The 26569-nt window shown below is 64.5% G+C and carries 23 protein-coding genes; 14 read left to right on the top strand and 9 right to left on the bottom strand.

Features of this window, described 5'->3' with window-relative positions; all coding sequences use genetic code 11:
• Positions 1-117: 117 nt before the first annotated feature.
• Positions 118-3675, top strand: coding sequence for a PAS domain-containing hybrid sensor histidine kinase/response regulator (locus ABJ363_02245; protein ID MEP4377794.1), 3558 nt, complete (start codon positions 118-120; stop codon positions 3673-3675).
• Between the two features lie 22 nt (positions 3676-3697).
• Here the strand turns inward: ABJ363_02245 and ABJ363_02240 are convergent, their stop codons facing one another.
• The 4 genes from ABJ363_02240 to ABJ363_02225 all read right to left on the bottom strand — a co-directional run bounded on the left by ABJ363_02240 (position 3698) and on the right by ABJ363_02225 (position 7584).
• Entirely contained in the window at positions 3698-4363 is a 666-nt protein-coding gene (locus ABJ363_02240; protein ID MEP4377793.1) for a response regulator transcription factor, read from the bottom strand.
• Positions 4364-4456: 93 nt separating this feature from the next.
• Complete coding sequence (locus ABJ363_02235; GenBank protein MEP4377792.1) at positions 4457-5215, bottom strand: DUF547 domain-containing protein; 759 nt, start codon at positions 5213-5215, stop codon at positions 4457-4459.
• Positions 5190-6632 (bottom strand): radical SAM protein, encoded by a 1443-nt coding sequence (locus ABJ363_02230; protein ID MEP4377791.1) that lies wholly within the window; start codon positions 6630-6632, stop codon positions 5190-5192. The genes ABJ363_02235 and ABJ363_02230 overlap by 26 nt, the downstream gene beginning before the upstream one ends.
• 244 nt (positions 6633-6876) lie before the next feature.
• A complete protein-coding gene (locus tag ABJ363_02225) occupies positions 6877-7584 on the bottom strand; it encodes a YciI family protein (protein ID MEP4377790.1) in 708 nt (235 codons plus the stop codon).
• 165 nt (positions 7585-7749) lie between these two features.
• Here ABJ363_02225 and ABJ363_02220 point away from each other — a divergent pair, with 165 nt between their 5' ends.
• The 12 genes from ABJ363_02220 to maiA all read left to right on the top strand — a co-directional run bounded on the left by ABJ363_02220 (position 7750) and on the right by maiA (position 19434).
• Complete coding sequence (locus tag ABJ363_02220) at positions 7750-8274, top strand: cupin domain-containing protein (GenBank protein MEP4377789.1); 525 nt, start codon at positions 7750-7752, stop codon at positions 8272-8274.
• Between the two features lie 58 nt (positions 8275-8332).
• A complete protein-coding gene (locus tag ABJ363_02215) occupies positions 8333-8725 on the top strand; it encodes a VOC family protein (protein MEP4377788.1) in 393 nt (130 codons plus the stop codon).
• A gap of 150 nt (positions 8726-8875) precedes the next feature.
• A complete protein-coding gene (locus tag ABJ363_02210) occupies positions 8876-10243 on the top strand; it encodes an amidohydrolase family protein (protein ID MEP4377787.1) in 1368 nt (455 codons plus the stop codon).
• A gap of 23 nt (positions 10244-10266) precedes the next feature.
• Positions 10267-11433 (top strand): MFS transporter, encoded by a 1167-nt coding sequence (locus ABJ363_02205; protein ID MEP4377786.1) that lies wholly within the window; start codon positions 10267-10269, stop codon positions 11431-11433.
• The gene (locus ABJ363_02200; protein ID MEP4377785.1) at positions 11423-12103 is read left to right on the top strand and encodes a TIGR04283 family arsenosugar biosynthesis glycosyltransferase; all 681 of its coding nucleotides are present in this window, start codon (positions 11423-11425) and stop codon (positions 12101-12103) included. The genes ABJ363_02205 and ABJ363_02200 overlap by 11 nt, the downstream gene beginning before the upstream one ends.
• Complete coding sequence (locus ABJ363_02195; GenBank protein ID MEP4377784.1) at positions 12100-12708, top strand: TIGR04282 family arsenosugar biosynthesis glycosyltransferase; 609 nt, start codon at positions 12100-12102, stop codon at positions 12706-12708. Before ABJ363_02200 ends, ABJ363_02195 begins: the two co-directional genes overlap by 4 nt.
• A 91-nt stretch (positions 12709-12799) precedes the next feature.
• Positions 12800-13840: a radical SAM/SPASM domain-containing protein gene (locus ABJ363_02190; protein ID MEP4377783.1), complete on the top strand. Its 1041-nt coding sequence runs from the start codon at positions 12800-12802 to the stop codon at positions 13838-13840.
• Positions 13837-14919: a phosphotransferase gene (locus tag ABJ363_02185; protein MEP4377782.1), complete on the top strand. Its 1083-nt coding sequence runs from the start codon at positions 13837-13839 to the stop codon at positions 14917-14919. Before ABJ363_02190 ends, ABJ363_02185 begins: the two co-directional genes overlap by 4 nt.
• Before the next feature lie 21 nt (positions 14920-14940).
• On the top strand, positions 14941-16131 hold the full coding sequence (locus ABJ363_02180; GenBank protein MEP4377781.1) for an ABC transporter substrate-binding protein: 1191 nt from the start codon (positions 14941-14943) through the stop codon (positions 16129-16131).
• A 70-nt stretch (positions 16132-16201) separates the two neighbouring features.
• Positions 16202-16987 carry a class I SAM-dependent methyltransferase gene (locus ABJ363_02175; protein MEP4377780.1) on the top strand — a complete coding sequence of 262 codons (786 nt, stop codon included), beginning with the start codon at positions 16202-16204 and terminating at the stop codon, positions 16985-16987.
• Positions 16988-17070: 83 nt separating this feature from the next.
• A complete protein-coding gene (locus ABJ363_02170) occupies positions 17071-18702 on the top strand; it encodes an ABC transporter permease subunit (GenBank protein ID MEP4377779.1) in 1632 nt (543 codons plus the stop codon).
• A gap of 78 nt (positions 18703-18780) precedes the next feature.
• Positions 18781-19434 (top strand): maleylacetoacetate isomerase, encoded by a 654-nt coding sequence (gene maiA / locus ABJ363_02165; GenBank protein ID MEP4377778.1) that lies wholly within the window; start codon positions 18781-18783, stop codon positions 19432-19434.
• 15 nt (positions 19435-19449) lie between these two features.
• On the opposite strand, the gene ABJ363_02160 is transcribed toward maiA, so the two are convergent.
• On the bottom strand, positions 19450-20073 hold the full coding sequence (locus tag ABJ363_02160; GenBank protein MEP4377777.1) for a DsbA family oxidoreductase: 624 nt from the start codon (positions 20071-20073) through the stop codon (positions 19450-19452).
• Positions 20074-20173: 100 nt separating this feature from the next.
• Between ABJ363_02160 and ABJ363_02155 the strand changes: the two genes are divergently transcribed.
• Positions 20174-20623, top strand: a complete 450-nt coding sequence (locus ABJ363_02155) for a hypothetical protein (protein MEP4377776.1) — start codon at positions 20174-20176, stop codon at positions 20621-20623.
• A gap of 15 nt (positions 20624-20638) precedes the next feature.
• On the opposite strand, the gene ABJ363_02150 is transcribed toward ABJ363_02155, so the two are convergent.
• The 4 genes from ABJ363_02150 to ABJ363_02135 form a co-directional block, all read right to left on the bottom strand.
• Complete coding sequence (locus tag ABJ363_02150; GenBank protein ID MEP4377775.1) at positions 20639-21829, bottom strand: multidrug effflux MFS transporter; 1191 nt, start codon at positions 21827-21829, stop codon at positions 20639-20641.
• A gap of 27 nt (positions 21830-21856) precedes the next feature.
• Positions 21857-23479 (bottom strand): porin, encoded by a 1623-nt coding sequence (locus ABJ363_02145; protein ID MEP4377774.1) that lies wholly within the window; start codon positions 23477-23479, stop codon positions 21857-21859.
• Between the two features lie 15 nt (positions 23480-23494).
• Positions 23495-25036 (bottom strand): tetratricopeptide repeat protein, encoded by a 1542-nt coding sequence (locus tag ABJ363_02140; protein ID MEP4377773.1) that lies wholly within the window; start codon positions 25034-25036, stop codon positions 23495-23497.
• Between the two features lie 155 nt (positions 25037-25191).
• On the bottom strand, positions 25192-26457 hold the full coding sequence (locus ABJ363_02135) for an MFS transporter (protein MEP4377772.1): 1266 nt from the start codon (positions 26455-26457) through the stop codon (positions 25192-25194).
• Positions 26458-26569: the final 112 nt, after the last annotated feature.

The raw sequence follows: 26569 nt of genomic DNA, 5'->3' as shown, positions 1-26569 counted from the left end.
TGTCTGCATATTCCTCTATCCGTGTTTGGCTTGGGCTTCATATCCGGCCTTTTGTGCTAGGTTTCGCGCCCGGGCCGGTCGTGACGACCGGCTGGATTGCGCGGGTACGGCGAGCCAATGCTGACCAAATGGACCATCCTTGTTGCGTCGCTGATGTATATCGGCGTGCTTTTCGCGATCGCGTCCTGGGGCGACCGTACGGCGCAGCGCCACGGCTCGCGCATCCGCGCCAAGCCCGTGATCTATGCACTTTCGCTCGCGGTCTACTGCACATCCTGGACCTTCTACGGCAGCGTCGGGCTGGCCTCGAGTTCCGGCTATGACTTCATCCCGGTCTATCTCGGCCCGATCCTGCTGTTCACGGCGGGTTACTTCGTGCTGCGCAAGATCGTGCGGATCGGCAAGGCTGAGAACATCACCACGATCGCCGACTTCATCGCCGCCCGGTTCGGCAAGAGCCAGCTGCTCGCGGCAGTCGTGACCGTGATCGTCGTGGTCGGGATTCTTCCCTATATCGCGTTGCAGCTGAAGGCGGTCTCGACCAGTTTCAATGTGCTGGTCAGCTATCCCGACATCATCATGCCGGCCGGGGTGGCGGGCACCGCCTGGTGGGCCGACACGGCGCTCGTGGTGGCGCTGCTGATGGCCGTGTTCTCGATCATGTTCGGCACTCGTAATATTGACGCGACCGGGCATCATCAGGGGATGATGCTGGCCATCGCGTTTGAATCGATCGTCAAGCTGGTGGCGTTCCTCGCCGTCGGAATCTTCGTCACCTACTGGATGTTCGACGGGTTCGGCGATCTGGCCGCGCGCGCGGGGGCGGTGGACAGCATCGCCGCACGGTTCACCGTCGACATCAACGGATCCAAATGGGTCACGATCACGCTCCTGTCGTTGATGGCGATCATCTGCCTGCCCCGCCAGTTCCATGTGGCGGTGGTCGAGAATGCGGACGAGAGCGAGCTCAGGAAGGCCGCCTGGATGTTCCCGGCCTATCTCGTCTTGATCAACATCTTCGTCATTCCGATCGCAATGGCCGGGCTGCTTCTGTTTGAAGGCGGCGGCAGCGGCGGGGTCGATGCCGACACCTTTGTCCTGGCCCTCCCGATGCTCGCGCAGCAGGAAATCCTCACCCTGCTCGTGTTCATCGGCGGTCTGTCGGCGGCCACGGGCATGGTCATCGTGGCCACCGTGGCGCTGGCGACGATGATCTCGAACGACGTCTTCACGCCGCTCTACCTGCGCTACTGGCATGGGGGCGCGCGCAGCGATGTCGATGTGGGCGCGACCCTGCTGAATGTTCGCCGGATTGCGATGACCGCCATCCTTCTCCTGGCCTTTGCCTATTACCGGGTGGCGGGTGACGGGCAGGCGCTGGCGTCGATCGGGCTGATATCCTTCGCCGGCGTGGCGCAGTTTGCACCCGCGATCTTCGGCGGTATTTTCTGGGCCCGGGCGACCCGCGTCGGCGCGCTTGCGGGCATTCTTGCGGGCAGCGCGGTGTGGGTCTACACGCTGCTGTTGCCGACATTCGCGGGCAGTTCATGGTTCCCTGAAACGCTGCTCACGGCCGGCCCGGCAGGTGTTGCCGCGTTGCGACCGCAGGCATTGTTCGGCGGCGAGTTCGGGGACCCGCTGTCCCACGGCGTGTTCTGGAGCCTGGCGGCCAACATCGCGCTTTTCGTCATTCTTTCTCTGGCCAGCCGACCGAGTGTGGTCGAGCGTGGTCAGGCGCGTGCGTTTGTCGAGGTCATGGGGGCGGAACGCACCGCCCGGCCGCGGGCGTATAAGGGGGCGTTGACGAATCGCGACCTGGAAGACATCACCGGCCGCTATCTCGGGACGGCCGTGTCGGGGCGAGCCTTTACCCAGTATCTCGCCGAACGTCAGCCGGCACTGTCGCTCGACGATCCGGTCGATGCGGGCGTGTTGCGATTCTCCGAGCGGTTGCTCGCCAGCGCGATCGGCGCGTCGTCTGCGCGACTGGTGATCGCGTTGTCGCTCGAGCGCGAGGATATCGACATGGAAAGCGCCATGTCGTTGCTCGACGATGCGTCGGCCGCCATCCAGTACAATCGCGAATTGCTACAGATGACCATGGAGAATATGCGCCAGGGCATCGCCGTGTTCGATGAGGATCTGCGTCTCGCATGGCTCAATGAACGGTTCCGGGATTATCTCGGCTTGCCGGAAAAATACGGCCGGGTCGGCGTGCCGGTCGAGGCCATCATTCGATACTCCGCGGAACAGGGCGAGTATGGGCCCGGTGAGGTCGAGACGATCGTCAACGATTTGCTGGCGCAGTACCACCAGCGCGAGCCCGCGACCTACGAGCGCCGTCTCCACGACGGGACCGTTCTCGAAGTGCGCACCAGCCCGATGCCGGCCGGCGGCGTTGCGGTGAGCCTGATGGACCTGACCGATCGCGTGCAGGCCGCGGCCGAACTGGAAGACGCCAAGCGTGACCTGGAGCAACGCGTCGACGAACGCACCCGCGACCTGATGGATCTGAACGAGCAATTGCGCCGCGCCTCGGATGCCGCGCAGCAGGCCAACCTCGGCAAAACGCGGTTTCTGGCGGCGGCCAGCCATGACCTGCTGCAGCCGCTGAATGCCGCCCGTCTGTTCCTGTCGTCACTGGCTGAAAAGCCGATCGAGCATGAGAATGCCGAGCTGGTGGCGCGCGTCGATACGTCCCTGCGTTCGGTCGAGGATTTGCTCTCCGGCCTGCTGGATATTTCCAAGCTCGATGCGGGTGGTGTGGCGCCGCTGATCGAGGATTTCAACGTCGATGAACTGCTTCGGGCACTGGGGACAGAGTTCGCCCCCTTCGCCGAGGAGCGGGACATCAATCTGCGGGTCGTTGCGTCGAAGCGGATAGTGCGGAGCGACCGGCGCCAGTTGCGGCGCATCCTGCAGAACCTCCTGTCCAATGCGATCCGCTACACCCCGACGGGCGGGCGCGTGCTGATTGGCTGCCGGAGCGCAGGCGAGCGGGTGAAGCTGGAGGTCTGGGACACCGGGCCGGGGATCCCCGAGGACATGCGCGACGCGGTGTTCCAGGAGTTCCAGCGTCTGCCTCATGGCGAGACCGACGATAAGGGCCTGGGGCTGGGGCTTGCCATCGTTGAGCGGATCGCGCGCATTCTGGGTCACACGATCGAGCTGCGCAGCAGGCGCGACAACGGCTCGGTCTTTTCGGTGACGGTGCCGCGCGGCACGGCATCGACGGACGCCGATGCCGCGGCGTCGCGCCCGGTGGTCCGTGCCGGAGAACTGGCGGGTGCCGTGGTGTTGTGTATCGACGACAATGCCGATGTACGCGATGGGATGGCGGCGTTGCTGGGCGGCTGGGACTGCGATGTACGCACCGCCGCGGCGGGCAGCGAATGGCGACATGTCCTGGGTGGCGACGCGCCCGACCTGATCGTGGCGGACTATCACCTCGCTGAGGAGGAAAAGGGTCCCGACGTGATCACCGAGGTCTGCGGCGTGTTCGAGCGCGTGATCCCCGCGATCATCATCACCGCCGACCCGTCGGAAGAGCTGCGCGAGGAAGCCGGGCGCCGTGGGCAGGTGGTGCTGGGCAAGCCGGTCAAGCCGGCGGCGCTGCGGGCCCTGATGACGCGTATGCTGGCGCAGCGCGCTACCGTACGCCGTCAGGCCTCCTGATTTTCCGATTGGCGCGAATGTCTTAGCCGGCGGGTACGTCGCGGGCGGGGTCTTCGACATTGAGGCGACCGGCAAGAATGACGGCCTGGGTGCGGCTATTGACGTCCAGCTTCTGGAGGATGGCCGAGACATGCGACTTGACCGTCGCTTCCGAAATTTCGAGGTCGAATGCGATCTGCTTGTTCAGCTTGCCGTCCGACAGCATTCCCAGCACGCGCAGCTGTTGGGGCGTGAGCGCCGCGAGGCGGGTGGCGAGTTGCGCGTCCTCATCCGACGTGTCGGGCAGGTCGTTTATCCCCGACGGCAACCAGCTGTTGCCGGCGATGATATCGCGTACCGCGCCGCGGATCGCGTCCATGGGCGCGGATTTGGGAATGAAGCCGGCGGCGCCATAATCAACCGCCTGGCGCATGATGCGCGGATCCGTGCTGGCCGAAATCATCGCGATGGGCACTTCCGGAAACTCGGAACGCAGATAGACAAGTCCGGTGAATCCACGCATTCCCGGCATGTGCAGGTCGAGCAAAAGAAGATCGGGCGCGCCCTCGCGGCGGATCGTCTCCGCCGCTTCCGCCAGGCTCGCGGCCTCATGGAAACGGGCATCGGACATATCCTGCGCGATGGTTTGCTTGAGTGCATCACGCACCAGCGGATGGTCGTCCGCTATGACGATCACACAATCTGACATTGGGGCTCCCCCATTCCGGAACGTTGTCCGGATACGCTTTCGGCTACCTTAGTCTTGGCGGGCGGATGGCGTCCAGCGCGCGTTGGTGGACGATCACGCGGCGTTGAGCGACCAGTCATAGGGGAGCCAGCCCCGGCAGGGTATTTTTCTGATCTCGGGTGCGAACCGGGCGGCGTATTTCTCCGCGGTACCGGCGGATTGAATGAAATCTCCTTCGTACCAGCGATAGATTCTGGTCAGGTGGAATCCGTCGGGCGTTCTGTGCAACCAGCGTGCGTCGGCATGGATAATGCGCGTGTGCGCGGCGAGCTCGGCATCGATTGCCGCGCCGGTGAACGCGCCGTTGCGCAACCTGGGGCAGCCGACGCTGGCGCAGTTGATCGCGAAGTGAATGCGTGGTTCGTCGAACCTTGCGCGGAGTTCCTGGTTCTCGATGTCGGCCAGACTCAGAGTCCGCCCGCCCACGGTCCAGCGCCGGGCCTTCCAGCGCGCCTTGGCCGGAATGTCCTGGATCGAGGCGATCGGCATGTGGTCGAGAATCAGACGCAACGTGGCGGCGTTGTAGGTGTTGATCAGGAGCGCGAGTTTTTCGTCGCGCGAAAGGCTGTCAAAATCGACAATGGCAATGCGCGACAGGTAGCCGTCGAGCAGGCCCGCGTAGCGGGCAAGGCCCGCATAGTCGACGAACCCCCCGTCATCCACGCAGCGCCGGAGAAGATCGTCCAGCGCGCCGTGATCGAACGTGTCTTTGCCGGAACGATCGCCATAGAATTCGCGCATCGTGATCCGGGGCGGGCCGAACAGGCGCAGCAGCCAGCGCCAGGTGTCAGGCGGCGGGATCGAGGGCATCATCGTCGGACGGTCGGGTGGCGTGTTTCCGGGCCAGGCCGGCATAGAATTGATCGCGCAGGCCCGCACCGTTGACCTCGCACATGGACCGCAGTTCCCCGTCGATCGGTACCTGGAACGCACATTGGTCGATGCGCGCGCGTCCGTTGGGTGTGTCGAGTTCGTCGGCGCTCATGAAATGGTGGGCGACGACGGAAAAGCGATGCAGCCGAATCCGGCCGGTCAGGACGCGCAGCGCAAAGCGTATCGGCCGTTCCGGGTCGAATCGCCGGGCCCAGCCCCAGGCCGTCACGGGCATGTCCCACAGGAAAAAACGCGGCGCGCGGATGAACATGCCAAACAATCGTGCGGCGGCCTCCGCCGGCCGGTCGGCGCGAAATGTGGCGCCGGCGAAGTTTGCGAACAACCGGTCCAGAAAATACCGGTCGCGCGCACTGCTCTCGGGGCTCAATGGCACGAAACGTTGGCCGCCGTCGCCGCTGCCCAGGGCGGCGGTCATGCCGATCACGAAACGGCTGCAATCGGGGTGCGCCATGAACCACTGGTTCGCCGTGATCTGGCTGCGGTTGGTCTCTTCGATCGAAAGCCCGCGCGCGATCTCGGCCCACAGGGCGTCGGCGGTGATGCGGCCGATTCCGTCTTCCGTGCGGCCCACCTGGGCGACGGGCAGGAGCGCGACCATGCGGAACACGTCCGCGTTGGCCTGGGCGAAGCGCACGATATCGCCGACCTCGGGCAGATTGTCTCGGGTGACGGTCACGGTACTCGCGACCCGCAACGTGCGCCCGGTCTCGCGACGGACCCGGCGGATCATCGCCGCGAATTCCTTGCGCAGGGCCATCAACTCGGCCTCGCGGGTGGCGTGGCGGAAATCCCGGTCGCGGCGTCCGCGCTGGGTGGTATCGATGTGCAGGCTCAGCTCTTCCAGCCCGCCCTCGATCATCAGATGCTTGAGCAGGTCCGGGTCGCGCAGGAACCCGTCGCCATGGCTCATCAGCATGGGAATCAGCTCGATGTTGCGGGCGTGGCGCAGGATCTCGATCACCTCTTCGACCGGACGCAGGGCGACCTCGCCATCGGTCAGCTGCACATTGCCCCAGGGGCCGAGCTCGGCGCGCAGCAGATCGAGCTGCGCCTTCACGTCCTCAACGGACAGGGCCGGCGTGCGGTTGGCGTCGGCACCCAGGTAACAGCCACGGCACGCGAAGTCGCATTTCGGCATCACGCCGATGGTCGCGCCGCAGCCTTCTTCATGGCGGCCATACATCTGGTTCGCGGTCCGGAAGCGCGGGTCGAGCCGCGTCCAGGCGGCATCCAGGCTGGCGCGTGTCTCGGGGGAGACAGGTGTGCGCACGAGCCGCCAGAGGCGCGCGACTCCGACCGGTCGTCGGTGCGTGGAAGTTGTCCCGAGGAAACTCATCGCGTTGATCGCTCGCCCGTTCACAAGCCCTGTAGCGGGTCTTTGAATGGGCCTATGTAGCGACCGCCCGCGACGGCGGGGACTCAACTTATCGTGTGATGGCGGCGGAACTGCCAAACATCCGTCATGCGCGGGCTTGACCCGCGTATCTTGTCTCCGAATGTGCCGAGATGCCCGGATCAAGTCCGGGCATGACGAACTGGGACGGAGGCGCGGGCTTCAAACCTGCCCACACGCAGTGTCCTCAGGCAGACGGCCCCGGCAAGGTAATTCCGTAGCGCCAGCGCTCGATGGTCACATCCCCGAAAACGCCGCCATAGTTCAGTGGCTCGCCTTTCCAGAATTCTTCGCAGGCCGCGCGGTCGGGATATTCCATGATCATCATCGAGCCGATCATCTGGCTGCCGTCATCGTTGAACATGGGGCCGCGGGCCACATAGCGATCCATCACCGAGGCCTGAAACTTGTGATGGGCCTCGGCGACGGCGGCGCGTTTGTCGTCGGCGTCGGGGCCATCGATGGCGGTGATCACGAACTGTTCCCAGCCTTCGGTGCGCGGATAGTCGTTCCAGCGCAGTTCCATCGACGACGACCAGCGGGTGATCGTGATTTCGCCGAAGGCACCCGCCTGTGTGTAGCCCTCATTGTCCATCCATGCCTGAGCCGCCGCCTTGTCGGGCGCATCGATCAGCGCCATCGCGCCGGCCGGTGTCTTGCCGTCGTCGGCCAGCAGCGGGCCGGAAAAACGAATCTGGTTCTGGTGGGCCCGGAGATAGGCCTGGTGGGCGTCCATCGCCGATTCACGGAGAGCGAGGCCGCCATCGGCCTTGAAGTAGCCCTTGCAGATCCAGCTCGGGCTCTTGGTCCGGTAATATTCGTCGAGTTCGGCTTCGGACAGGCCGTAACGCGGGTCGCCGGGCAGCGCGCCGGACGGATTGTTGGGATCGGACATGGTGTTGGTTCCCCCTGAATGAATGTTGTTGGGCGTATCGTCGCCGCCCGGGCGTCCGGGTGCAACCCTCCTTGCCGGCGGTCAGGTGTGCGCTGGTGGAATGGTTCCGCCCGTTGGCGTTCCCGGCTAAGCTATTCGCCAACGTAATCGGAGGAGGACATCATCATGGCACGCACATTCCGCCGCGTGGTCACCGGCCACAACGCCGCCGGAAAATCCATCATCTGGAAGGACGGGGCCGCCCCCCAGACGATCGAGCCGCTGCCGGGCCTGTTCCTCCACGAATACTGGGAGACGACCGCGCCTGCCGACAACACCGGTGATACGGACACCGCGATCCGCGAGAACTCCATCGAGCCCCATGACCCGAACGGCACGATCTTCCGGGTGGTCGATTTCCCGCCCGATGAAGTCTGGAAGGGCGCCGATGTCGGCGCGGCCTTCGACGAGATGGGCAGCGGGGCGGCCCATGACGATGACGCCGAGACCGCGGGCATGCATGAGACCCAGACGACCGACTTCGCCATCGTGATCGAGGGCGAGATGTGGGCGGTCATGGAGGAGGGCGAGACCCTGCTCAAGGCCGGTGACGTGCTGGTCCAGCGCGGCACCAATCACGCCTGGTCGAACCGTTCGGGCAAGAATGCGGCGATCGCCTTCGTGCTGGTCGGCGCAAAGCCTCGTACGTAGTAAACTTCGTGATGCCCGGGCTTGATCCGGCCATAATGCTAACAAGGAAAGTCGGAACATGACCGCAAAACTCAGGCATTTTGCCCTGTCCGTGCCCGACCCGCAGAAGGCCGCGGCGTTTTATGAATCCGCGCTGGGCATGACCCGCGTCGGCGAGAACGATCATGCCGGTGCCACGGCGGTGTATCTCACCGACGGCACGGTCAATCTCGCACTGCTGCGCTACAAGACCGAAGAGGCCGCGGGCGGCGACCCGGACAAGTTTGGTGTGCATCATTTCGGCTTCATCGTCGATGACGTGGAGGCCGTGCAGGGCGAGATCGAGGCGGCCGGCGGCAACTGGCTGATGGGCGAGGCGAAGGACGCAGGCGCGTTCTACGAGATCAAGTACCGCGACCCGGACGGGGTGATCTTCGACGTCAATGAGGGCGGCTGGAAGACGGAGGAGTAGTCCTCGCGCCGGTGCTGCGTACGATGCGCGCGGCCGGGCTGAAACCGGTTCGCCCAACGAACGGTGCGAATGATCCTGGCGTTTCCCTGCATGAGCCCGGCGCGCTAGTCTTCCGCCTGGTAACAAATCCGGCTCCGGGGAGAGAACATCATGGCGCGCACATTGATAAAGGGCGGCTGGGTCGTGTCGATGGACGATGCGATCGGGGATATTCGCGGCGGCGATGTCCTGATCGAGGATGACAAGATCGTCGAGGTGGACCGGAGTATCGATGGCGGCGACGCGCAGGTGATCGACGCGTCGAACATGATCGTCAGCCCGGGCATGATCAACATGCACGAGCACACCTGGCAGACCGGCGTGCGCGGGGTGGTCGCCGACTGGACGATGTTCGAATATTCCCAGCTGATGCACGCGACGGCGGTGGCGCATTTCACCCCCGACGACATCCGGCTGGCCAATCTCTGCGGGGCGCTGAACCAGCTCAACTGTGGCACCACCACCCTGTTCGACTGGCACCATTGTAACGCGACGACCGACCACAGCGATGCGGCGATCGACAGCCTGGAAGAGGCGGGCATCCGCGCCGTCTATGGCCATGGCCAGACCAAGCTGGCGCCGAAGCCGGGCGAGCCGCCGTTTTCCGAGGTCCCCCATTCGCGCGAACGGGTCGAGCGGTTGCGCAAGGGACGCCTTGCCTCGGACGACGCGTTGATCACCATGGCCATGTGCATCCAGGGGCCGGGCTTCTCGGTCTGGGATTGCATCGAGCATGATGTGCGGCTGGCCAAGGATATGGGGCTGCGCTGGTCGAACCATACGGGCGCGCTGGGCATTCCCCTGTTTGCCGAGAACGCCATTGTCCGACTGGATGAACTCGGTCTGCTCGGCCCCGAGGCGGATTTCGTCCATGCGACCAACTTCACCGACGACGAAATCAAGCTGATCATCGACCGGGGCGGCTCGATCACGGTCGCGCCCGAATGCGAGTGTAACTTCGGACATGGCAATCCGGTTACCGGGCGCGTACTGGAGCTGGGCGGGACGCCGTCCTTCGGCATCGATCTGGAATCGAACATCTCCGGCGATATGTTTTCCGTGGTGCGCTTCTCATTGCAACTTGAACGCGGCATGTACACCGATGCGCGGCCGCGGCCGACCAAGACCATGCCCGAGCATCTCAAGACCCGCGTGGCGCTCGAATGGGCGACCATCGGCAACGCCCGCGCGCTGGGCATGGACGACAAAATCGGCTCCCTCACGCCGGGCAAGCAGGCCGATGTGATCCTGACCCGTGGCGACGATCTCAACACCTGCCCGGTGCATGACCCGGTCCAGACGCTGGTGTTCATGGCGACGCCGTTCAACGTGGACACGGTCCTCGTCAACGGCGAGACGAAGAAACGTGACGGCAAGCTGGTCTATCCCGAGGCCGCGCTGCGCGAGACCCTCGGCAAGCTGACCGAATCCGGCCGCCGTATCCTGGATGCCGCCGGGGTGTTCAAGGCCGCGGAGTAGGGTGCGATAAGGGTCGCGGCATCATGACCGCCAACAGATGGGTCGTCCTCGGCGCATTGTTCGTGGCGCGTTCCGCACTCGGCTTTCACTTCGTGTCCGTGGCGTCGGTCTCACCGCTGCTGGTCGCGGACCTGGGCATCGACTTCACCAGGATCGGCACGTTGATCGGGTTCTTCAGCCTGCTCGGCGTTGTCACGGCGCTCCCGGCAGGTTTTCTGGGTCAGCGCATCGGCGAACGCCGGGGTTGTCTGTTCGGCCTCGGGTTGATGGGATTGGGCGGCTTCGTGATGTGGCTCGGCGATGACTTTGCCGTCATCAGTGTCGGTCGGATCATCGCCGGCACGGGCGGCGTGGTGATCACCGTTCTGATGGTCAAGATCGTGGGTGATCTGTTCGAGGGCAAGGAAGTCGTCACCGCCATGGCGATTCTGATGAACAGCTGGCCCGTCGGCATTGCTGCCGGCCTTTACACACAAGGCGCCATGGCCGAGGCCTGGGGCTGGCAGGCGGTGTTCCTGACGGCGGGTATCGGTTCCTTTGTCGGCATGCTGTTGGTCGCCATGCTGTATCGACCGGGCGCGCGAATTGCCCCGGCACCGATGCAACGTCTCGCCATCACGAAGGTGGAGGCGGCGAAGGTCTCCCTCGCCGGGATCATCTGGGTCTTCTACAACGCCGGCTATCTGATGGTGCTGTCCTTCGGGCCGGCCATGCTGGTGATGCGCGGCCTCGATGTCACGGCAGCCGGCTTGCTGATCGCCAACGCCACTTTCGTTTACATGTTCTCGATCCCGCTGGGGGGCTGGCTGTCGGAAAGAATCGCCCGCCCGAACCTGGTTATGGTGACGTGTTTTGCCATGAGCGCGGTGGTGATCCTCCTGATACCCTTTGTCGAAGCACCGCTGTTCCTGTTCGTTCTTGCCGCGATCTTCATCGGCATCCCGACGGGCAATGTGATGGCGCTGACCGTCGAGACGGTGCGGGCCGAACATCGCAACACCGGGACGGGCCTCTATCACACCTGGAACCATGCGGGCCTGTTCGTCGGTCCGGCTCTTGCAGGCTGGATCGTCGATCAAACCGGCAACCCGGCGTCCGCCATGTTCTTCGGCAGCGCGATGGTATTCCTCGCCATATTCGTCCTCGGGATGTTGCGATTCATGCAGCGACGAGAGGCCCATGCCGGGTAGACCGACGCTCGGTGTCGTCATCCCGACCCTGAACGCCGGGGCCGGGCTCGCGCGCACGCTTGAGGCGCTCACACAGGACGTCTTCGATCTTGATGTCGTTGTCGTGGACGGGGGTTCCGACGATGACACGGTCGCGGTCGCTGAAGGACTTGGCGCGCGGGTCATGGCCGCTGCGAAGGGTCGGGGCACACAACTGGCGGCAGGGGTCGAGGCCGTGCGGGGTGACTGGCTGTTGTTCGTTCATGCCGACACGGTTCTCGACGCGGGCTGGGCAGATGAACTGGCGGGTTTCATGGCCAACCATCGTGACCGAGCTGCGTATTTCCGGCTTGTGCTGAATGACGATGCGCCCGGTGCGCGCCGGGTCGAGCGCATGGCGGCGTGGCGCTGCCGGGTGCTGGGTCTGCCCTACGGGGACCAGGGACTGGCGATCGCACGCGATCTATACACGGCGTTCGGGGGCTACCCGGACCAGCCCCTGATGGAGGATGTGTACCTCGCGCGGCGGCTGGGCCGAAGCAGATTGGTGGGGCTTGAAACCGTCGCTATGACGTCTGCCGTGCGGTATCGCTATGGCGGTTACTGGCGGCGCCCGTCGCGAAATTTAATCTGCCTGTTTCTGTATCTCATGGGTGTACCGGCACGGATGATTGCAAGGATCTACCGATGAAGCCCCATCTCGTCATATTCGCCCGCGCCCCCCGGCGCGGCGCAGTCAAACGGCGCCTCGCCGCCGATATCGGGGACGGCCCCGCGCTCGCCTTTTATCGACAGACCCTGCATGACGTGACGCGCCGGCTCGGCGGCGATCCCCGCTGGCGCACCTGGCTGGCCGTGACACCCGATACGGCCGCGACGCGGCCCGAGCAGTGGCCGGCCGTTCCGGGCGTGCGGCTTATCCCCCAGGGCAGCGGAGATCTGGGCGCGCGCATGGCCCGGCCGATGCGGGAACTCCCGCCGGGCCCGGTGATCATCGTGGGGACGGATATTCCCGACATTACGGCGGGCCACATCGCCGACGGGTTCGCCGCACTCGGCAGCCATGATTTCGTGTTTGGTCCCGCCGTCGATGGCGGCTACTGGCTGGTCGGTTCGCGGCGGCGTCCGAACGTGCCAAAGGGATTGTTCCGCGGCGTGCGCTGGAGCACCGAGCATGCGTTGGCGGATACGCTTGCTGGTTTGCCGCAGCGCGCCCGTGTGACGATGCTGGGCAAACTCGATGATGTCGATGACGGTGCAGCCTGGGCCGCATTGCGTAAACGCCGGCGTTCATGAATAGAGCACCTGTCAACAAACCGTGACGTGACACGGAACCTGTTCCTTCCGACATGGTGACCGCTACAATCGCGTCGCCAAGCGGGGAAATATGGAATCGATCTACTACGTCATTTCGTGGCTATGCCACCGGCGCTGCGCGCATTGCTACGACACGCGTTTCCGGCCATATGTGCGCGACGAACGCGACGCGGTGGTCAATGAGGCGGTGACGAGCCATGCGAAGGTCGTGGCCAATTTGCCCGACCGCATGACCTATCGCGAAAGTGACGGCGGTCCGGAGAAGCCCGGGCGGGTGATCCTGTCCGGCGGTGAGGTGCTGCTCGATCCGATCCGCGAGCCGGTGCTGTATCCGGTGATGGATATGCTGCGCGCGAAATACGCCGATGCAGGCGGGGTGCGGATCGTGGTCCAGACGACCGGCGACCTGGTGACCGAAAAGATTCTCGACGAACTCCTGGCACGCGGCCTCTGGCAAATCTCGATCACCGGCATGGACGATTTCCACGTCGGCCATGAGGGCGAGAAACGCCTGCCCCTGATCGAACAGCTGACCGATATGTTCGAGGCCGCGGGACTGGCGCCGACCGGGCGCCGCCATGACGGTACTGACGCCAGGGGCACCGAGACACCGGTCTTTTCTTTCATGGGGGCCAACCCGGAAGAATGGATAGGCCCGATCTGGCCGCGCGGGCGGGCCTGGGACAATGAGCTTTCCAGCGCGACCCTCGACGACAATTTCTGCAACCGCTGGTCGGGCGGGCTCAATTTCATGAACCACGGCAAGCTGGGCTCGGAGGTTTCGATCGAGCCCAATGGCAATGTCTATCCCTGCTGTCTGAAGACCAAGGCACCGCTGGGCAACCTGACCGAGGAGAAGCTCTCCGACATCCTCGACAGCCTGGCCGGGCATCCGGCGTTCGAGGCGCTGAACGACGGCGCGCCCGAACGGATGGGCGCGGCGTTCGGTTGGGACGAGGAGACCTTCCGGCGGAACAGCGAAACCAAAACCCCGTCGGGTGAGACCTACCGCAACCTTTGCATCGGCTGCGACCGGTTCCACGAACAGGTGCTGGGGCCGATCATCGAGGGTCTGCGGCAGGAACGCCTGCACGGACGTACGGCCGCATGAGTGCGGACACGCGGGTGGGCGCTGTCTGCGCCGCGCTGGCCGCGCGTCTCGGCGCGCCGGTCGCGGACTTGCATCCGTTGCCCGATACGGGCCTCGCCCATGACCATGTATGTATCGGTGATTCGGGAATGCTTGCGCGGGTGCCCAAGCAGAGCCAGCTGGGCCTCGCGGCGGCGGAAAATCTCGACTATCAGGCCGCGTGTTTTGTGCGCGCGTCGGCCAGCGGGCACGCACCCCATCTGCACGACAAACTATCGCCGGATGACAAGCTGACAATGGGTGCGTTGATCGTCGATCTGGTTAACGGCCGTCCGCTGTCCCTGCCGGGTGATCTGGCGGCGATGGCGGAATGCCTGGCGGCGATCCACGCGCTGCCGTTGCCACTGCCCGAGCAACGCGCGCCACTTAAGGACCCGGTCGACCCGATGGCCGACACCTTCATGGAGATCATGACCCAGGCGGCCTATATCGCGACGGCGGATCTGCACCCCGACGCCGAATCCCAGATTCGCGAGGAGCTTCAGGCGGCGGGCGCGACCCTGGCCCGTGACGCGCGGCCACCCCGGACTCTCATTGCGTTCGATGCCCATCCGGGAAATTACCTGATGACGCCGGATGGTCGCGCAATGCTGGTGGATCTGGAAAAGGCGCGCTACGGAGCTGCGGCCTTCGACCTCGCGCACGCGACCCTCTACACATCGACCACCTGGGACGTGGACAGTCATGCGGTGCTGGACCGCGATCAGGTGGGTGCTTTTCATGCGGCCTGGCTCGACGCCGTGCCCGAAGACCTGGCCGCCGCGACCGAACCCTGGCTGCAGCCGCTACGGCGCATGATGTGGCTCTGGTCCGTGACATGGTGCGCCAAGTGGCGGGTCGAATCCCGGCAGGCCGCAGAGATGGGCGCCGCGAGCAAGACATCGACCGAAAACTGGTCCGCGGAGCTGAGCGCCGAGGCGCTCGTCGCCCATGTTGCCGGCCGGGTGGCCGACTATCTCGACCCGGAAACCATTACCCGCGTCCGCGCCGATTGGGACCTGTCGATTCTGAGCCCGGCACCCGCCGCCGCTACCAGCTGAACAACCGAAAGAGGAACGGAAATGCGAACCCTGATTGCCGCGCTTGCGGTGCTCCTATCGATATCCACGGGGGCGATGGCCCAGAGCTGGGACAATGTCGTCGACAAGGCGCGCGGGCAGCTTGTGTTCTGGAACGCCTGGGGCGGCGATGAGCGCATCAATGCCTACATCGCCTGGGCGGGCGACCAGGTGCAGGCGCGCTACGGGGTGACCGTGCAGCATGTAAAGTTGGCGGATACGGCAGATGCGGTGGCCCGTGTTGTGGCGGAGAAGGCGGCAGGCCGCAGTGACGGCGGGTCGGTCGATCTTATCTGGATCAACGGCGAGAATTTTGCGGCGATGAAGCGGAACAATCTGCTGTTCGGCCCGTGGACGGCCGACGCGCCGAATTACCGCTATGTGGATACGGAGAACAAGAAGACCACGACGGTGGATTTCACCGTGCCTGTCGATCATCTGGAAGCCCCCTGGGGCATGGCCCAGTTCGTCTTCATGCATGACACCGAACGTGTGGAGACCCCGCCGGGATCGGTTCAGGGGCTTCTGGAATGGGCCAAAGCCAACCCCGGCCGGTTTACCTATCCCCAGCCGCCGAATTTCCTCGGCACCACGTTCCTCAAGCAGGCGTTGATCGAACTCGTCGTCAGTCCGGCGGTGCTCCAGGCGTCGGCGGCGGATTTTCAGGAACACACCGCGCCGCTGTGGGCCTATCTCGATGCGCTGCATCCGCTGATGTGGCGGCGCGGCGAGGTGTATCCGCAGAACGGTCCGGCGCTCCTGCGCCTCCTCGATGATGGTGAGGTGTCGATTGCCCTGTCGTTCGAACCCGCCGAGGCGTCGGGCCTGATCGCCCAGGGCAAGTTGCCCGACACGATCCGCACCTTCGTGCTCGACAACGGCACCATCGGCAATACCAACTTCGTCGCCATCCCCTTCAACGCGAATGCAAAGGAAGGCGCGATGGTGCTGGCGAACTTCCTGATGTCGCCGGAAGCCCAGGCCCACAAACAGAATCCGGAAGTCTGGGGCAGCTTCACGGTGCTCGATGTTGGGCGCCTGCCCGAGGATTCCAGGGTGACGTTCCAGGAACTTAAGCTGGGTGTCGCCACCCTGTCGCCGGGAGAGCTCGGCATCACCCAGCTGGAGCCGCACCCTTCCTGGGTCGCGGCGCTCGAGGCCGAGTGGGCCAAACGCTATGCGAGTGGCCGATAGTTGCACACCAATGGAATTTGAACGCTAGATTGTTGACGACGCTCAGGCGGTCATCTTCGGAGCCGGCAACGTGCCAGGGAATTTCATCTTCAAGACTTTGGTCAGGAAACTGCCGCCGATCCGGCGTTTGATCGATGAACGGGATTCACTGCGCGCCGCGCTGGGCGTCGATAACGTCTATGGCACCGAGGCGTTTGTCCAAGCCGCGATCCTAGCCGGCGATCATCGCCGGATTGTCGGTGGCGGATGGGAGCATGTCGGCGCTGCGCAGCTTGAATGTTTGCGGAGCCACGGGCTGTTGCCGGATCACCACCTCCTCGATATCGGTTGCGGCACGCTGCGTGGCGGATTGCATCTCATCCCGTATCTCGAACCCGGGAACTATTGGGGTGTCGATACAAGCCGGCATTTGCTGGATGCGGGCTGGGAGCGCGAACTGGTGCCTGCCGGCCTCGATGTACGCCGGCCGCGGTCCCAGCTTGTTCAGATTGAGGACTTTGATCTCGCACGGATAGACCAGCAGTTCGACTACGCGATGGCCTTCTCCGTGTTCACCCATATCAATCTGAATATGGTGCGCCGTTGCCTGTCCCGGCTTGCACCGCGCATGCAGCCCGGTGGCAAGTTCCTGGCGACATATTTCGAAGCGCCCGCCGACCCGGAAATCCCATTCTCCGATCCGCATTGCGAACGGGTTACCTACTCCCATCATGATCCGTTTCACTACAGTTTCGAGGATATGGAGTATGTCGTTCGTCACCTGCCCTGGCGGGTGCGGGATGTCGGTCCCTGGCTGCAGGATGCAGAGCAGCAGATGCTGATTTTCGAGCGGACGCCGTCCGCAGAGATGGGTTGAGCTTGCGGGGGCGGGTGTCATTTTTCGCGTCGCCCCTCCGCTGGGTTCCGGCGGCGACCCTGTTGTTGCTGCTGGGGCCGGTCTTGGCCGGACTGATTGGAACGGTTCTGCCTGCCTTCGGGTACCTCCCGGCATTGGGCCGCGCGACGTTCAGCCTCGAGCCCTGGCAGGCGCTGTTTGCATCTCCGGGCGTTTCGGAATCGATCCGGCTGTCCTTCGTGACCGGGATGGCGGTGACGGTCGTCTCGTTCACCGTGGTGATCCTGTTCGTCGCCGGCTGGCACGGCACAAAGTCGTTCGCACGGGTCCAGAAGCTGCTGTCGCCGCTTTTGTCCGTGCCCCATGTGACGGTGGCGTTCGGGCTGGCGTTTCTGCTGGCCCCATCGGGCTGGATCTTCCGCCTGACGTCGCCCTGGCTGACAGGCTATGACCGCCCGCCGGATTTGATCATTGTGCAGGACCCGGACGGGCTGGCGCTGATCGCCGGGCTTGTCGTGAAGGAAATTCCGTTCCTGTTTCTGATGACCCTGGCCGCCATCGGGCAGGTGGATGCGGCCCGGGTCCGGACCCTGGCGCGCACCCTGGGTTACGGGACCACCGCGGCCTGGCTGAAAGCGGTGTTCCCGCTGGTCTACAGGCAGATCCGCCTGCCGGTGTTCGCCGTGCTCGCCTATGCGGCATCCGTGGTGGATGTCTCGGTGGTGCTGGCGCCCTCCACCCCGCCGCCGCTGGCCGTGCAGCTCGTGCGCTGGTTCAACGATCCGGATCTGGCCTTGCGCTTCGTGGCGTCGGCGGGCGCGCTGGTGCAGCTGGGCCTCGTCGTCGCGGCGATATTTATCTGGTGGGTGGGCGAACGCGTCGTGGCGTGTCTGGGCCGTGTCTGGGTCCGCGCCGGCAGCCGCGGGCGGCAGGATTTCGCGTTGCGTATTGCTTCGGGCACGGCGCTGACGGCGAGTTTTCTGGCGGCGTTCTTAGGGCTGGCGAGCATGGCGCTCTGGTCGATTGCGGGGCGCTGGCGGTTCCCCGATCCGCTGCCGTCGCAACTCTCGCTCAACGCCTGGACAGCCAATGCCGACCGGCTGGCGACCGCGACCGTGAATACCGCGACCATCGGGGTCGCAGCGGCGCTCGTCGGGCTGGCGCTGACGGTGGGTTGCCTGGAGAACGAGGCTCGATTCGGCAAACGGGCGACCAACAAGGCGCTGTTCTTGCTCTATGTACCGCTGCTCGTGCCCCAGATTGCCTTCCTGTTCGGCACCCAGATCCTGCTGGTGATGAGCGACCTCGACGGGGCCTGGGTCGCGGTGGCCTGGGCCCATCTGGTTTTTGTGCTGCCCTATGTCTTCCTTTCCCTGGCCGATCCCTACCGGGCCTGGGACGAGCGCTATGCGCGGGCCGCATTGTGCCTTGGCGCGTCGCCCTTGCGGGTCTTCTGCCGGGTCAAGCTGCCCATGCTGCTGCGGCCGATACTGGTCGCCACCGCCGTGGGGTTCACCGTTTCGATCGGCCAGTATCTGCCGACATTGTTTGCCGGTGCGGGCCGTCTCGACACGCTGACCACCGAGGCAGTATCGCTGGCGTCGGGTGCGGACAGACGCGCCATCGGCGCTTACGCGCTGTTGCAGATGCTGCTCCCATTCATCGCGTTCGGTGTGGCCGCCGCCGCACCGGCCTGGTTGTTCCGGGACCGGCGGGGGTTGCGGGTGACGGCATAGGGCTTGCGGGTTGACAGGCGATCCATCCAGGGGGCCCACTGCGGCCAAGAAACAAACACCGAATTCGGGGGAGATATCATGAAACTGTTCAGCTACTGGCGCTCGCTTGCCGCCTTCCGCGTCCGCATCGCGCTCAACCTCAAGGGCCAGCCCTTCGAGGTCGTCTCGACCGATTTGCTCAAGGGCGAGCAGTTCGATCCGGACTATCTCAAGATCAACCCGCAGGGGGTGGTTCCGGCGCTGGTGACCGATGACGGGATCACGCTGACCCAGTCCATGGCGATCCTCGAGTATCTCGACGAGACCTACCCCGAGCCGGCCCTGTTGCCGAAGGACCCGATGGCGCGGGCGCGGGTGCGGTCGCTCTGCATGATCCTGGTGGCGGATATTCATCCGCTGGTGGTGCCGCGTATCCGCAAATACATCACTCAGGATTGGGGCCATAGCGAGGAAGAGCTCGGCGCGTGGATCAGCAACTGGACGACAAAGGGCCTCGCGGCCATCGAGACACATCTCGCGGAAGGCGGCACGTCAGGCACCTATTGCGAGGGCGATCAGGTGACCATGGCCGATCTCTGCCTGGTGCCCCAGGTGGGTGCGGCGACGTTGTTCAAGATCCCGCTCGACGCCTATCCGAACTGCGTACGAATCTTCAAGACATGCCTGGAGAACCCGGCCTTCTTCGACGCGCGGCCCCAGGTCCAGCCGGACTTTCCCGAGGAGATGAAGTAGGCGGAGACGCGCGGCTCAGCCGCCTTTCTTCTTGGCCCCCGCGGCATCCATCAGCTGTTCCAGCACCTCATAGGGCTGGGCCCCGACGACGCCCTTGGCGTCGGCCACATAGGTCGGCACGCCGGTCACACCATACTGGCGGGACTTCTCCCAGTCGGCGTCGATCGCCGCCTCGAAGGTGCGTTTCTCTAGCACCTCGCGCGCGGCGGCCCCGTCCAAGCCTACCCCCTCGGCGATCTCCACCAGCAGATCGACGTCGCCGATGTTCTTGGCGTCCACGAAATAGGCCTCGTAGAGCTTCATGTGGATGGCATCGCCGCCGGGCTGGGTGTCGGCCCATTTGCCGAGTTCCTGGGCCAGACGGCTGTTGTAGGTGTGGGTGCGCTTGCCGTAGGGCAGGCCTTCCTCGTCCATCCGCGCTTTCATGCCTTCATACATGGCATCGAGATCGACATCGCGGCCCGCGAACAGCTGTTCGAGCGACTGGCCGTCGAGCGGCGTGTCGGGGTGCAGCGGGAAGTGCACGGTCTGGATATCGACGTCGTAGGCCTGTTTCAGTTTTTCAACACGCACGGTGCTGAGGTAACACCAGGGTCAAACGTAGTCGGCAAAGACCTCGAGGGTGACGGGATCGGACATGCGGTTGCGCTCCAAGCGATGCGGGACAATATGTGCTCGGATGGATTGTATCAGAGAGTCGCACGCGGCGCTGAATGCGCGGTGAGACGGGAGGTGAATTATGGTGATACCCGATCTTAAACGGGTTCTTGTCCTGACCGCCGCCCTGGCGCTTGCGGGCTGCGCGGCACCCGCCGTCAGCCTTCTGTCGCCTGCGATCAGCGGCGTCCCGGCGGTGTCGGACTTTGTCGGCAGCGGGGCGAGCGATAGCTACTGGGTTGCACGGTATGAGGATGTGGTCGTCGCGTCGCGCAGGGCCGGGGCGACCTTCGGCCTTTCGACCGAGCTGGATGACGAGACGCCCGCGCGCACCATCCTGCGCCTGGTGGATCGGACGGAAGCGGGAGTTCGGCTGCGTATCGAGCCGCGCACGGATTCGTTGACCTTCATCAAGTTTGGCGGCCCGGCGGGCATGACGCGGCTGATGAGCCGCCAGATCGCCCACGAGCTTGAGGCGGCGGATGCGTTTCTCGTCGATTGGGACCAGGAACGCGGGGCATTTGCGCGCTAGCGAAATTCCGCGCCGTCATTTTCCGGACGGGCGCACCAGTATCACGAAGAACAGCCAGGAAAGGACAGCGCAGCCGAACATCAGCGTACCGAGCTGCAGAAAGGATGTCTGAATCAGTGAGGCGACGACGAGGGTGCTGAGGAATCCGGCCCCGATCTGGATGAATCCGCCGAGCGCCGCCGCGGACCCTGCCACCGCCGGTTCAACGGCGGTGAGCGCCCCGGCGAGGCAGTTGGGCGCCAGGAACCCCGAACCCAGGGCATAGACCATCACCGGCAGCAGAAGCGTGTAGGGCGTGTCGTGGCCGACAAGGGCCAGGCTGACCATCGCGCCGGTGCCCGCGACCGCCAGCGTGGCGCCTGTCCAGATCATGCGTTCCCGCGAAACTTTCTGGGCCAGCCGGCTGGAGATGAAATTGCCGATGATGTAGCCGCCGGGCCCGGTGAGGATGAAAAACCCGAACGCCTCGGGCGAAACACCCATCACCACGATAAAGGCGACCGGTGTACCGGCGATGAAGGCCTGGAAGGTCGCACCCATCGCGCCGATGCTCAGGCTGTATCCCATGTAGCGTTTCATCCGGGAAAGCCGCAGATATGTGTTGGCCAGCCTGCCGGGGCGCGTTTGCCGTCGCGCGGCCGGCGGCAATGTTTCTTCCAGGGTGAGAAGGGTCGCGACAAGTGCCCCCGCACCGAGCAGCGCGGTCAGGAGGAAACTGGATTGCCAGCCGAAGCGGATTTCGAGCTGCCCGCCGACCAGCGGCGCGAGCATCGGGGCAATCGCGAGCGACATGCCCAGATAGGCCATGGCACGTGTTGCCGCGGGACCGTCCGACGTATCGCGCACGATCGCGCGGGCGATGACGAGGCAGGTGCAGCCGCCCACGGCTTGCACCATGCGTGCCACGATCAGGATGGTGATGTTCGGCGCCAGCGCGCAGGCGAGGCCGCCGAGCGTGAGCAGGACAAGTCCCGCCAGGAGAGGTCGCCGCCGGCCTGTTTCGTCGGACAGGGGACCGATGATCAGTTGCGCGAGCGCGAAGGTGCCGAGATAGGCCGAAACGGTCATCTGGGCGAGCGCCTGGCTGGTGCCGAGGTCGTCTGCCATGGCCGGCAGCGAGGGCAGGAAGATGGTAATCGCCACCTGGCTCACCACCATCAGCGTCACCAGCAGCGCAATCGGGGCGGCCGGCGTGCCGGTTGTCATGCCGTGTCGTCGCGCAGGTTCAGTGGACTAGAAGCCGATATTAGGGGTCAACCAGGCCGACGTGTTTCCAGACTCAAACCCGTCGGTGAAGAGCGCCTGGCGGTCCTGTGCGGAAATCGGATCGGCGGCGGCCGGGTCAGGCGGCGTGGGCGCGGGAACCGGCGGGTTGTCGAAGCTCCAGCCGAAGCCCGACCGGCTTTCATGGACGGTCCCGAAATCATGGCCGGTCTCGGTGTCCACGGCATGGGTCTTGCCGTCCGCGGTGCGGATCAGATTGACTTCACTGCGCTGGCCCTGGTTCGCGAAACTCATCGTGCCGACCTGGGTGCCGGTCACGGGCGCGGGTGGCGGGGTCACCGGTGCCGCGGCCGGTGCCGGGGCGTTCCCGCCCAGCCTGGTGCCGGATGGTGCCGTCACGACCACGGCACTCCCGTCCAGGCCGTACTGGACCCTGATGCCGTAATCGTCCAGCGGCACATAGTCGAAGCTCTTGATGCCGACCCCGAGGTTTCCGTAGCCTTCGGCGCTGGCCTGGCCGACCGCGAAGTTCGAGGCAGCGCTGTCCACGCCCCAGCGTGCCGACAATGCCGGCTTGAGGTCGCCGAAACTGTCGACATACTGGTTGCCGATGTCGAACTGTTTTACGCCGCCGGCGGTATCGTTTGAACCCAGGTCACCGACATCGAGCCTGAAGCCCCCGAAGGAGGGGCTGAAGTTGGTGAATTTCGGTCCGGCTTCCGTGTTGGCCCCGGCCGTCCCCGAACCCGATTGGAGATCGATGCCGATGGTGATCCCGTTATCCAGGGTGATCTGCGGGCGAAAGACGCCGCCCGAGGCAACGTCATCGGGCGCGCCGTAGGAGAAGGCGCGGTCGCTGGATTCGTCGCCTATTCGGATTTCTCCGAAAGTTCCGCTGATGAAGGGGTCGAACTCGTCGATGCCGCCGCCTGTCTCCTCGAGCTGGATTTGTACGCCGAATTTCAGCCCGTTGTCGGCAACTATCGACCGGGTCAGGTTGAAGCGTATTTCTGGTGCGTTATCAATGTCGCTGGCGTCGGTGCCGCCGTTGGCGCCGTCGTTGAGGAAGGAATCGAAATACCCCTCATTGATACGACCACCGATGCTGATCCCGCCGCCCCTGGGCTCGGGTTCGTCGATGATGCGTATGCGTGCGCCAAATCTCAGACCGTTGTCGGTGAATCCCGAGAAGGTCAGCCCGTTATCCGACATTCCGGAAAATCCGAAGTCCACGTCAGTATCTTCCCACCAATAAAAGTCCTCTTCGCCGCCGAATGGACCGCCGGGATCCCCGCTCGTATCGATCGTGCCGCTGATTGATATGTCTTCATTCTCAGCTCCCGGTTTGCGGCCGCCGAGTCCGTTGAACAGGGCGTCGAGGAACGGGTTCTCGGATTCGTCTTCCGTGCTGCCGGGCGCAGTGGTCGCGCCGGGGACGCCCGTCAGGTCGGAATTGAAGAACTCGCCGAATCCGTTGACTGTCCGCCCGTCATTGACGCAGAGGTTGGGGTCGGTGGCGGCGTCGCCGGTGCAGGCATGGGCCGTTGTCGGCAGCCCGGTCAGCGCCAGCATGATCGGCGCCGCGGCGACCAGGGGTTTGCCGTATCTCAGGAATGCAGGGTTCAGAAACATGGATTCGTCTCCGGTTCAGAATTGCGCCGTAACGCCGATCTGGATGTCTTTCTGGTCATATTTGAACACGGCCAGGTTCGAGTTCGCGTTGGTGCGGGTAAAGCGCGCGAATGCCGAAACGGTTTCATTGATCGGGCGCGTCAGATTGGCAGAAACGCTTGTGATCGCATCGTCACGGGCGAACCCGAACCCCGTCGCGCCGGCCGGGGTCGTGGGCGCGAGGCTGTTCAAATTCGCGTAGTCATAGGCGGTGCGGGTGACGCCGATGCCGCCCACCAGTTCCCACGGCAGCTGGGTACGCGCCCCCAACGTCAGGCGTCTCGCCCGGTAGGTGTAGTCATTGCCGACGGCGCTGTTGTGCAGGATCGTCGCGCCGAAATTGATGTCGGTTTTCAGATCCGGAAACGCGATACTGATCTTGCCGCCGAGGCTCTGCAGACCCGAATCGCGGTCCAGGTTCACCGCCGAGGTCGTCGGCTCCGGCAGGTTGATCTTGCTGAAACTGTAGACCGCGTCGAACCGCACCCGGTCATTGATCCGGTAGCGCAGCGACGGGCTGACCCCCAACGTGGTCTGGAACTTGTCGCCATCGACGCGTGTGTGCCCGTAGTTGGTCGTCAGTGACACCAGAAGGTTGCGGTTGACGGCGCGCTGATAGGCCGCCTGCAGATTGGCCGTGTGAGTGTCCTTGGCCGGGAGATCCTTGTAGTTTCGATGGCCCAGGGTAAGCCGAGCCGTGATCGCCGATGTGGCGTCGATCGGCAAACGATACTGGCCGCCCGCGCTGATATCGAAATAACGTGACGCGGTGCGCGTGATGTCCGCGGGCTGGACGATTTCGTCGCTCAGGGCGATGACATTGCTGTTGCGGCCGATTGCCGTGGAACCGAACACGGCCCAGGGTTTCGCGTCGGCCGGGGTCGGCTCTGGCGGTTCGAGAGACTGGAGCAGGCTTCTCCGCACCGGGTCATTCGCCGGTTTGTTCAACACGGCCACCAGGGATTCGCCGGCGCCTTGCGTATTGCCGCGCGCCAGATCGATCGCCGCGAGAACGGGAAGTACCGTGGATTCGAGCGCCGGATCGAGTTCCATGGCACGGCGCAACAGCTTCTCGGCCCGATCGAGCTGGCCCAGCCGCCAATAGGTGCGGCCGAGCAATTCATGGGTCTTGGCGTGGTCCCGGTTCAGTTCGAGATGCCCGCCCAGCATGACGGCCGCAGCACCATAGTCGCCCGCTTCGAGCGCCGCCCAGCCGGCTTCGAAGCCCAGATCCTTGTGGATGGCCTTCAGCGCGATCGCGCGGCGAAAGGCCGTAAGCGCGACATGGGGTTCGCCGGTCCGGTTCAGTCCGACACCGAGATAGAAATAGGCCCGCCCGTCGTCCGGGTCGGCCTTTGTCGCGTTGACAAAACTCTTGACGGCCGCCTGCGGGTTGCCCGCCTGGAGCTGGCGCAGCCCGTCGCGCGACAACTCGTCGGATTCCGCCGATGCGAATGCGGGTGATGCCGCCAATGTGCCGATTAAAACAAGGGCGATGCCCGTGATGCGAATACTCATGTAAGCCCCCAACACCCCTATTCGAGGAAGGCCATGCGCGTTCCCGGAAACTGATTGCCCAGCAGGTACTTAAATACCACAGGGCGGGCGCCGGAGAAAACGCCAATAAATCAAATACACAGGGCCGTGATTGGGAGGCTCCTGCGCTGTGGATATCAGCTCCTGGCTGCGCGCGGCTCCGACAACAACGTCCGCGTGATCAGACCCATCGCCACCACGAACACGATCCCCGCGCTGACAGCCAGTGACATGTGGATGCCGACCAGGCTGCCGGCCATGCCGATGGTCACCCCGGAAACGGCGCGCAGCCCGAAGGCCGCCATGACGTAGAGACCGACGACCCGGCCACGGATTTCCGGCGCGGCGTTGAGCTGCACCAGGGTCTGGGCCATGGAGTTGTAGGACAGGTCCAGAAATCCGGCCGCAAACAACAGCAGCAGCGCCACCCGGATGTCCGACGTCAGCGCGAAACCGCCCATCGCGAGACACCAGAGGATGACGAGGATGAACACCGTGTTCCGGCGTGCCGGCAGGAGAGAGCGGGTTTCCAGGATCACGCCCGCGGTCATCGCGCCCGCCGCGTTTGCGGCCAGCAGGATGGAGTAGAGCAGGCCACCGCCCGTGCTGCCGAGATCCAGCGCGAATTCGGGCATCTGCGGGTGATGGGCATTGCCGACCATCATCGCCGCGACGCCGACCACAAGGGTCATCGGCATGATGACCCGGTCGGTTGAGACCGTTCGGATCGTCGATAGAATGTCGGAGAAGCCCTTGATGGCCCGACGGCTGGTCGCCGCGGCGGCCTCCGCGCCGGTGCGGAATGCCGGCCCGTAGGGGGCACCGATCAGCCACCATGTCAGCGGCACATAGATCAGGATGTTGATGAAGATGCCCCATACCGGCCCGACGACGAACAGCAGTGCGCCGCCGATAGCGGGTCCCAGCAGGATACCGAGCGTGCGCGCCGTGGCCTGCAGCCGCACACCGGACTGGAGCAGATCACGCCCGACGATGTCGTGGATCATGAGCTGAGACGCGGGCGCCCAGAGCGCGCCGGCCAGCCCATGCAATATCAGCAGGATCACCGCATGCCACATCTGGAGGCTGTCCGTCATGAACAGGAAGCCCCAGGCGGCCGAGACCGCCATGAACAGGAGCATCGCCGCCTGGATTACCCGGCGCGGATCGAACCGATCGGCCAGCGCGCCGGTGTGAATCGAGAAGAACAGGAACGGCAGCCAGTGGGCGACCACCGCGAAACCGCCCAGGGTCTGCGACTGGAACTTCTCCCAGATGACCAGATAAGTGATCACATGCTCGATCGCGTCGGCATTCATGGCGAGCGCGGTCCCCAGCAGATAGGCCCGCGCGCCGGGGTGGCGCAGCGCGGCGAAGGATCGCGGGGCGGGTTGATCGGTCATGAAATGGCTTGTCTCGGCTGGGGTGTCGCAAGGGGCGTGTTGAGGGCCTTGCTGCGGGTCGTGTAGACCATTGCACTCGGCTGTCTTAGCCCGCAGGGTACTGCCAAACGGG

This window comes from Alphaproteobacteria bacterium, assembly GCA_039980135.1.
Taxonomy (GTDB): domain Bacteria; phylum Pseudomonadota; class Alphaproteobacteria; order UBA6615; family UBA6615; genus UBA8079.
The sequence above is the reverse complement of the archived record's forward strand: the minus strand, read 5'-3'. Positions and strand labels throughout refer to the sequence as shown.

Bases quoted from the DNA above. Each gene is read 5' to 3' on its own strand.
- ABJ363_02245 (MEP4377794.1), top strand. From the start codon at position 118: ATGCTGACCAAATGGACCATCCTTGTTGCGTCGCTGATGTATATCGGC.
- ABJ363_02240 (MEP4377793.1), bottom strand. From the start codon at position 4,363: ATGTCAGATTGTGTGATCGTCATAGCGGACGACCATCCGCTGGTGCGT.
- ABJ363_02235 (MEP4377792.1), bottom strand. From the start codon at position 5,215: ATGATGCCCTCGATCCCGCCGCCTGACACCTGGCGCTGGCTGCTGCGC.
- ABJ363_02230 (MEP4377791.1), bottom strand. From the start codon at position 6,632: ATGAGTTTCCTCGGGACAACTTCCACGCACCGACGACCGGTCGGAGTC.
- ABJ363_02225 (MEP4377790.1), bottom strand. From the start codon at position 7,584: ATGTCCGATCCCAACAATCCGTCCGGCGCGCTGCCCGGCGACCCGCGT.
- ABJ363_02220 (MEP4377789.1), top strand. From the start codon at position 7,750: ATGGCACGCACATTCCGCCGCGTGGTCACCGGCCACAACGCCGCCGGA.
- ABJ363_02215 (MEP4377788.1), top strand. From the start codon at position 8,333: ATGACCGCAAAACTCAGGCATTTTGCCCTGTCCGTGCCCGACCCGCAG.
- ABJ363_02210 (MEP4377787.1), top strand. From the start codon at position 8,876: ATGGCGCGCACATTGATAAAGGGCGGCTGGGTCGTGTCGATGGACGAT.
- ABJ363_02205 (MEP4377786.1), top strand. From the start codon at position 10,267: ATGACCGCCAACAGATGGGTCGTCCTCGGCGCATTGTTCGTGGCGCGT.
- ABJ363_02200 (MEP4377785.1), top strand. From the start codon at position 11,423: ATGCCGGGTAGACCGACGCTCGGTGTCGTCATCCCGACCCTGAACGCC.
- ABJ363_02195 (MEP4377784.1), top strand. From the start codon at position 12,100: ATGAAGCCCCATCTCGTCATATTCGCCCGCGCCCCCCGGCGCGGCGCA.
- ABJ363_02190 (MEP4377783.1), top strand. From the start codon at position 12,800: ATGGAATCGATCTACTACGTCATTTCGTGGCTATGCCACCGGCGCTGC.
- ABJ363_02185 (MEP4377782.1), top strand. From the start codon at position 13,837: ATGAGTGCGGACACGCGGGTGGGCGCTGTCTGCGCCGCGCTGGCCGCG.
- ABJ363_02180 (MEP4377781.1), top strand. From the start codon at position 14,941: ATGCGAACCCTGATTGCCGCGCTTGCGGTGCTCCTATCGATATCCACG.
- maiA (MEP4377778.1), top strand. From the start codon at position 18,781: ATGAAACTGTTCAGCTACTGGCGCTCGCTTGCCGCCTTCCGCGTCCGC.
- ABJ363_02155 (MEP4377776.1), top strand. From the start codon at position 20,174: ATGGTGATACCCGATCTTAAACGGGTTCTTGTCCTGACCGCCGCCCTG.
- ABJ363_02150 (MEP4377775.1), bottom strand. From the start codon at position 21,829: ATGACAACCGGCACGCCGGCCGCCCCGATTGCGCTGCTGGTGACGCTG.
- ABJ363_02145 (MEP4377774.1), bottom strand. From the start codon at position 23,479: ATGTTTCTGAACCCTGCATTCCTGAGATACGGCAAACCCCTGGTCGCC.
- ABJ363_02140 (MEP4377773.1), bottom strand. From the start codon at position 25,036: ATGAGTATTCGCATCACGGGCATCGCCCTTGTTTTAATCGGCACATTG.
- ABJ363_02135 (MEP4377772.1), bottom strand. From the start codon at position 26,457: ATGACCGATCAACCCGCCCCGCGATCCTTCGCCGCGCTGCGCCACCCC.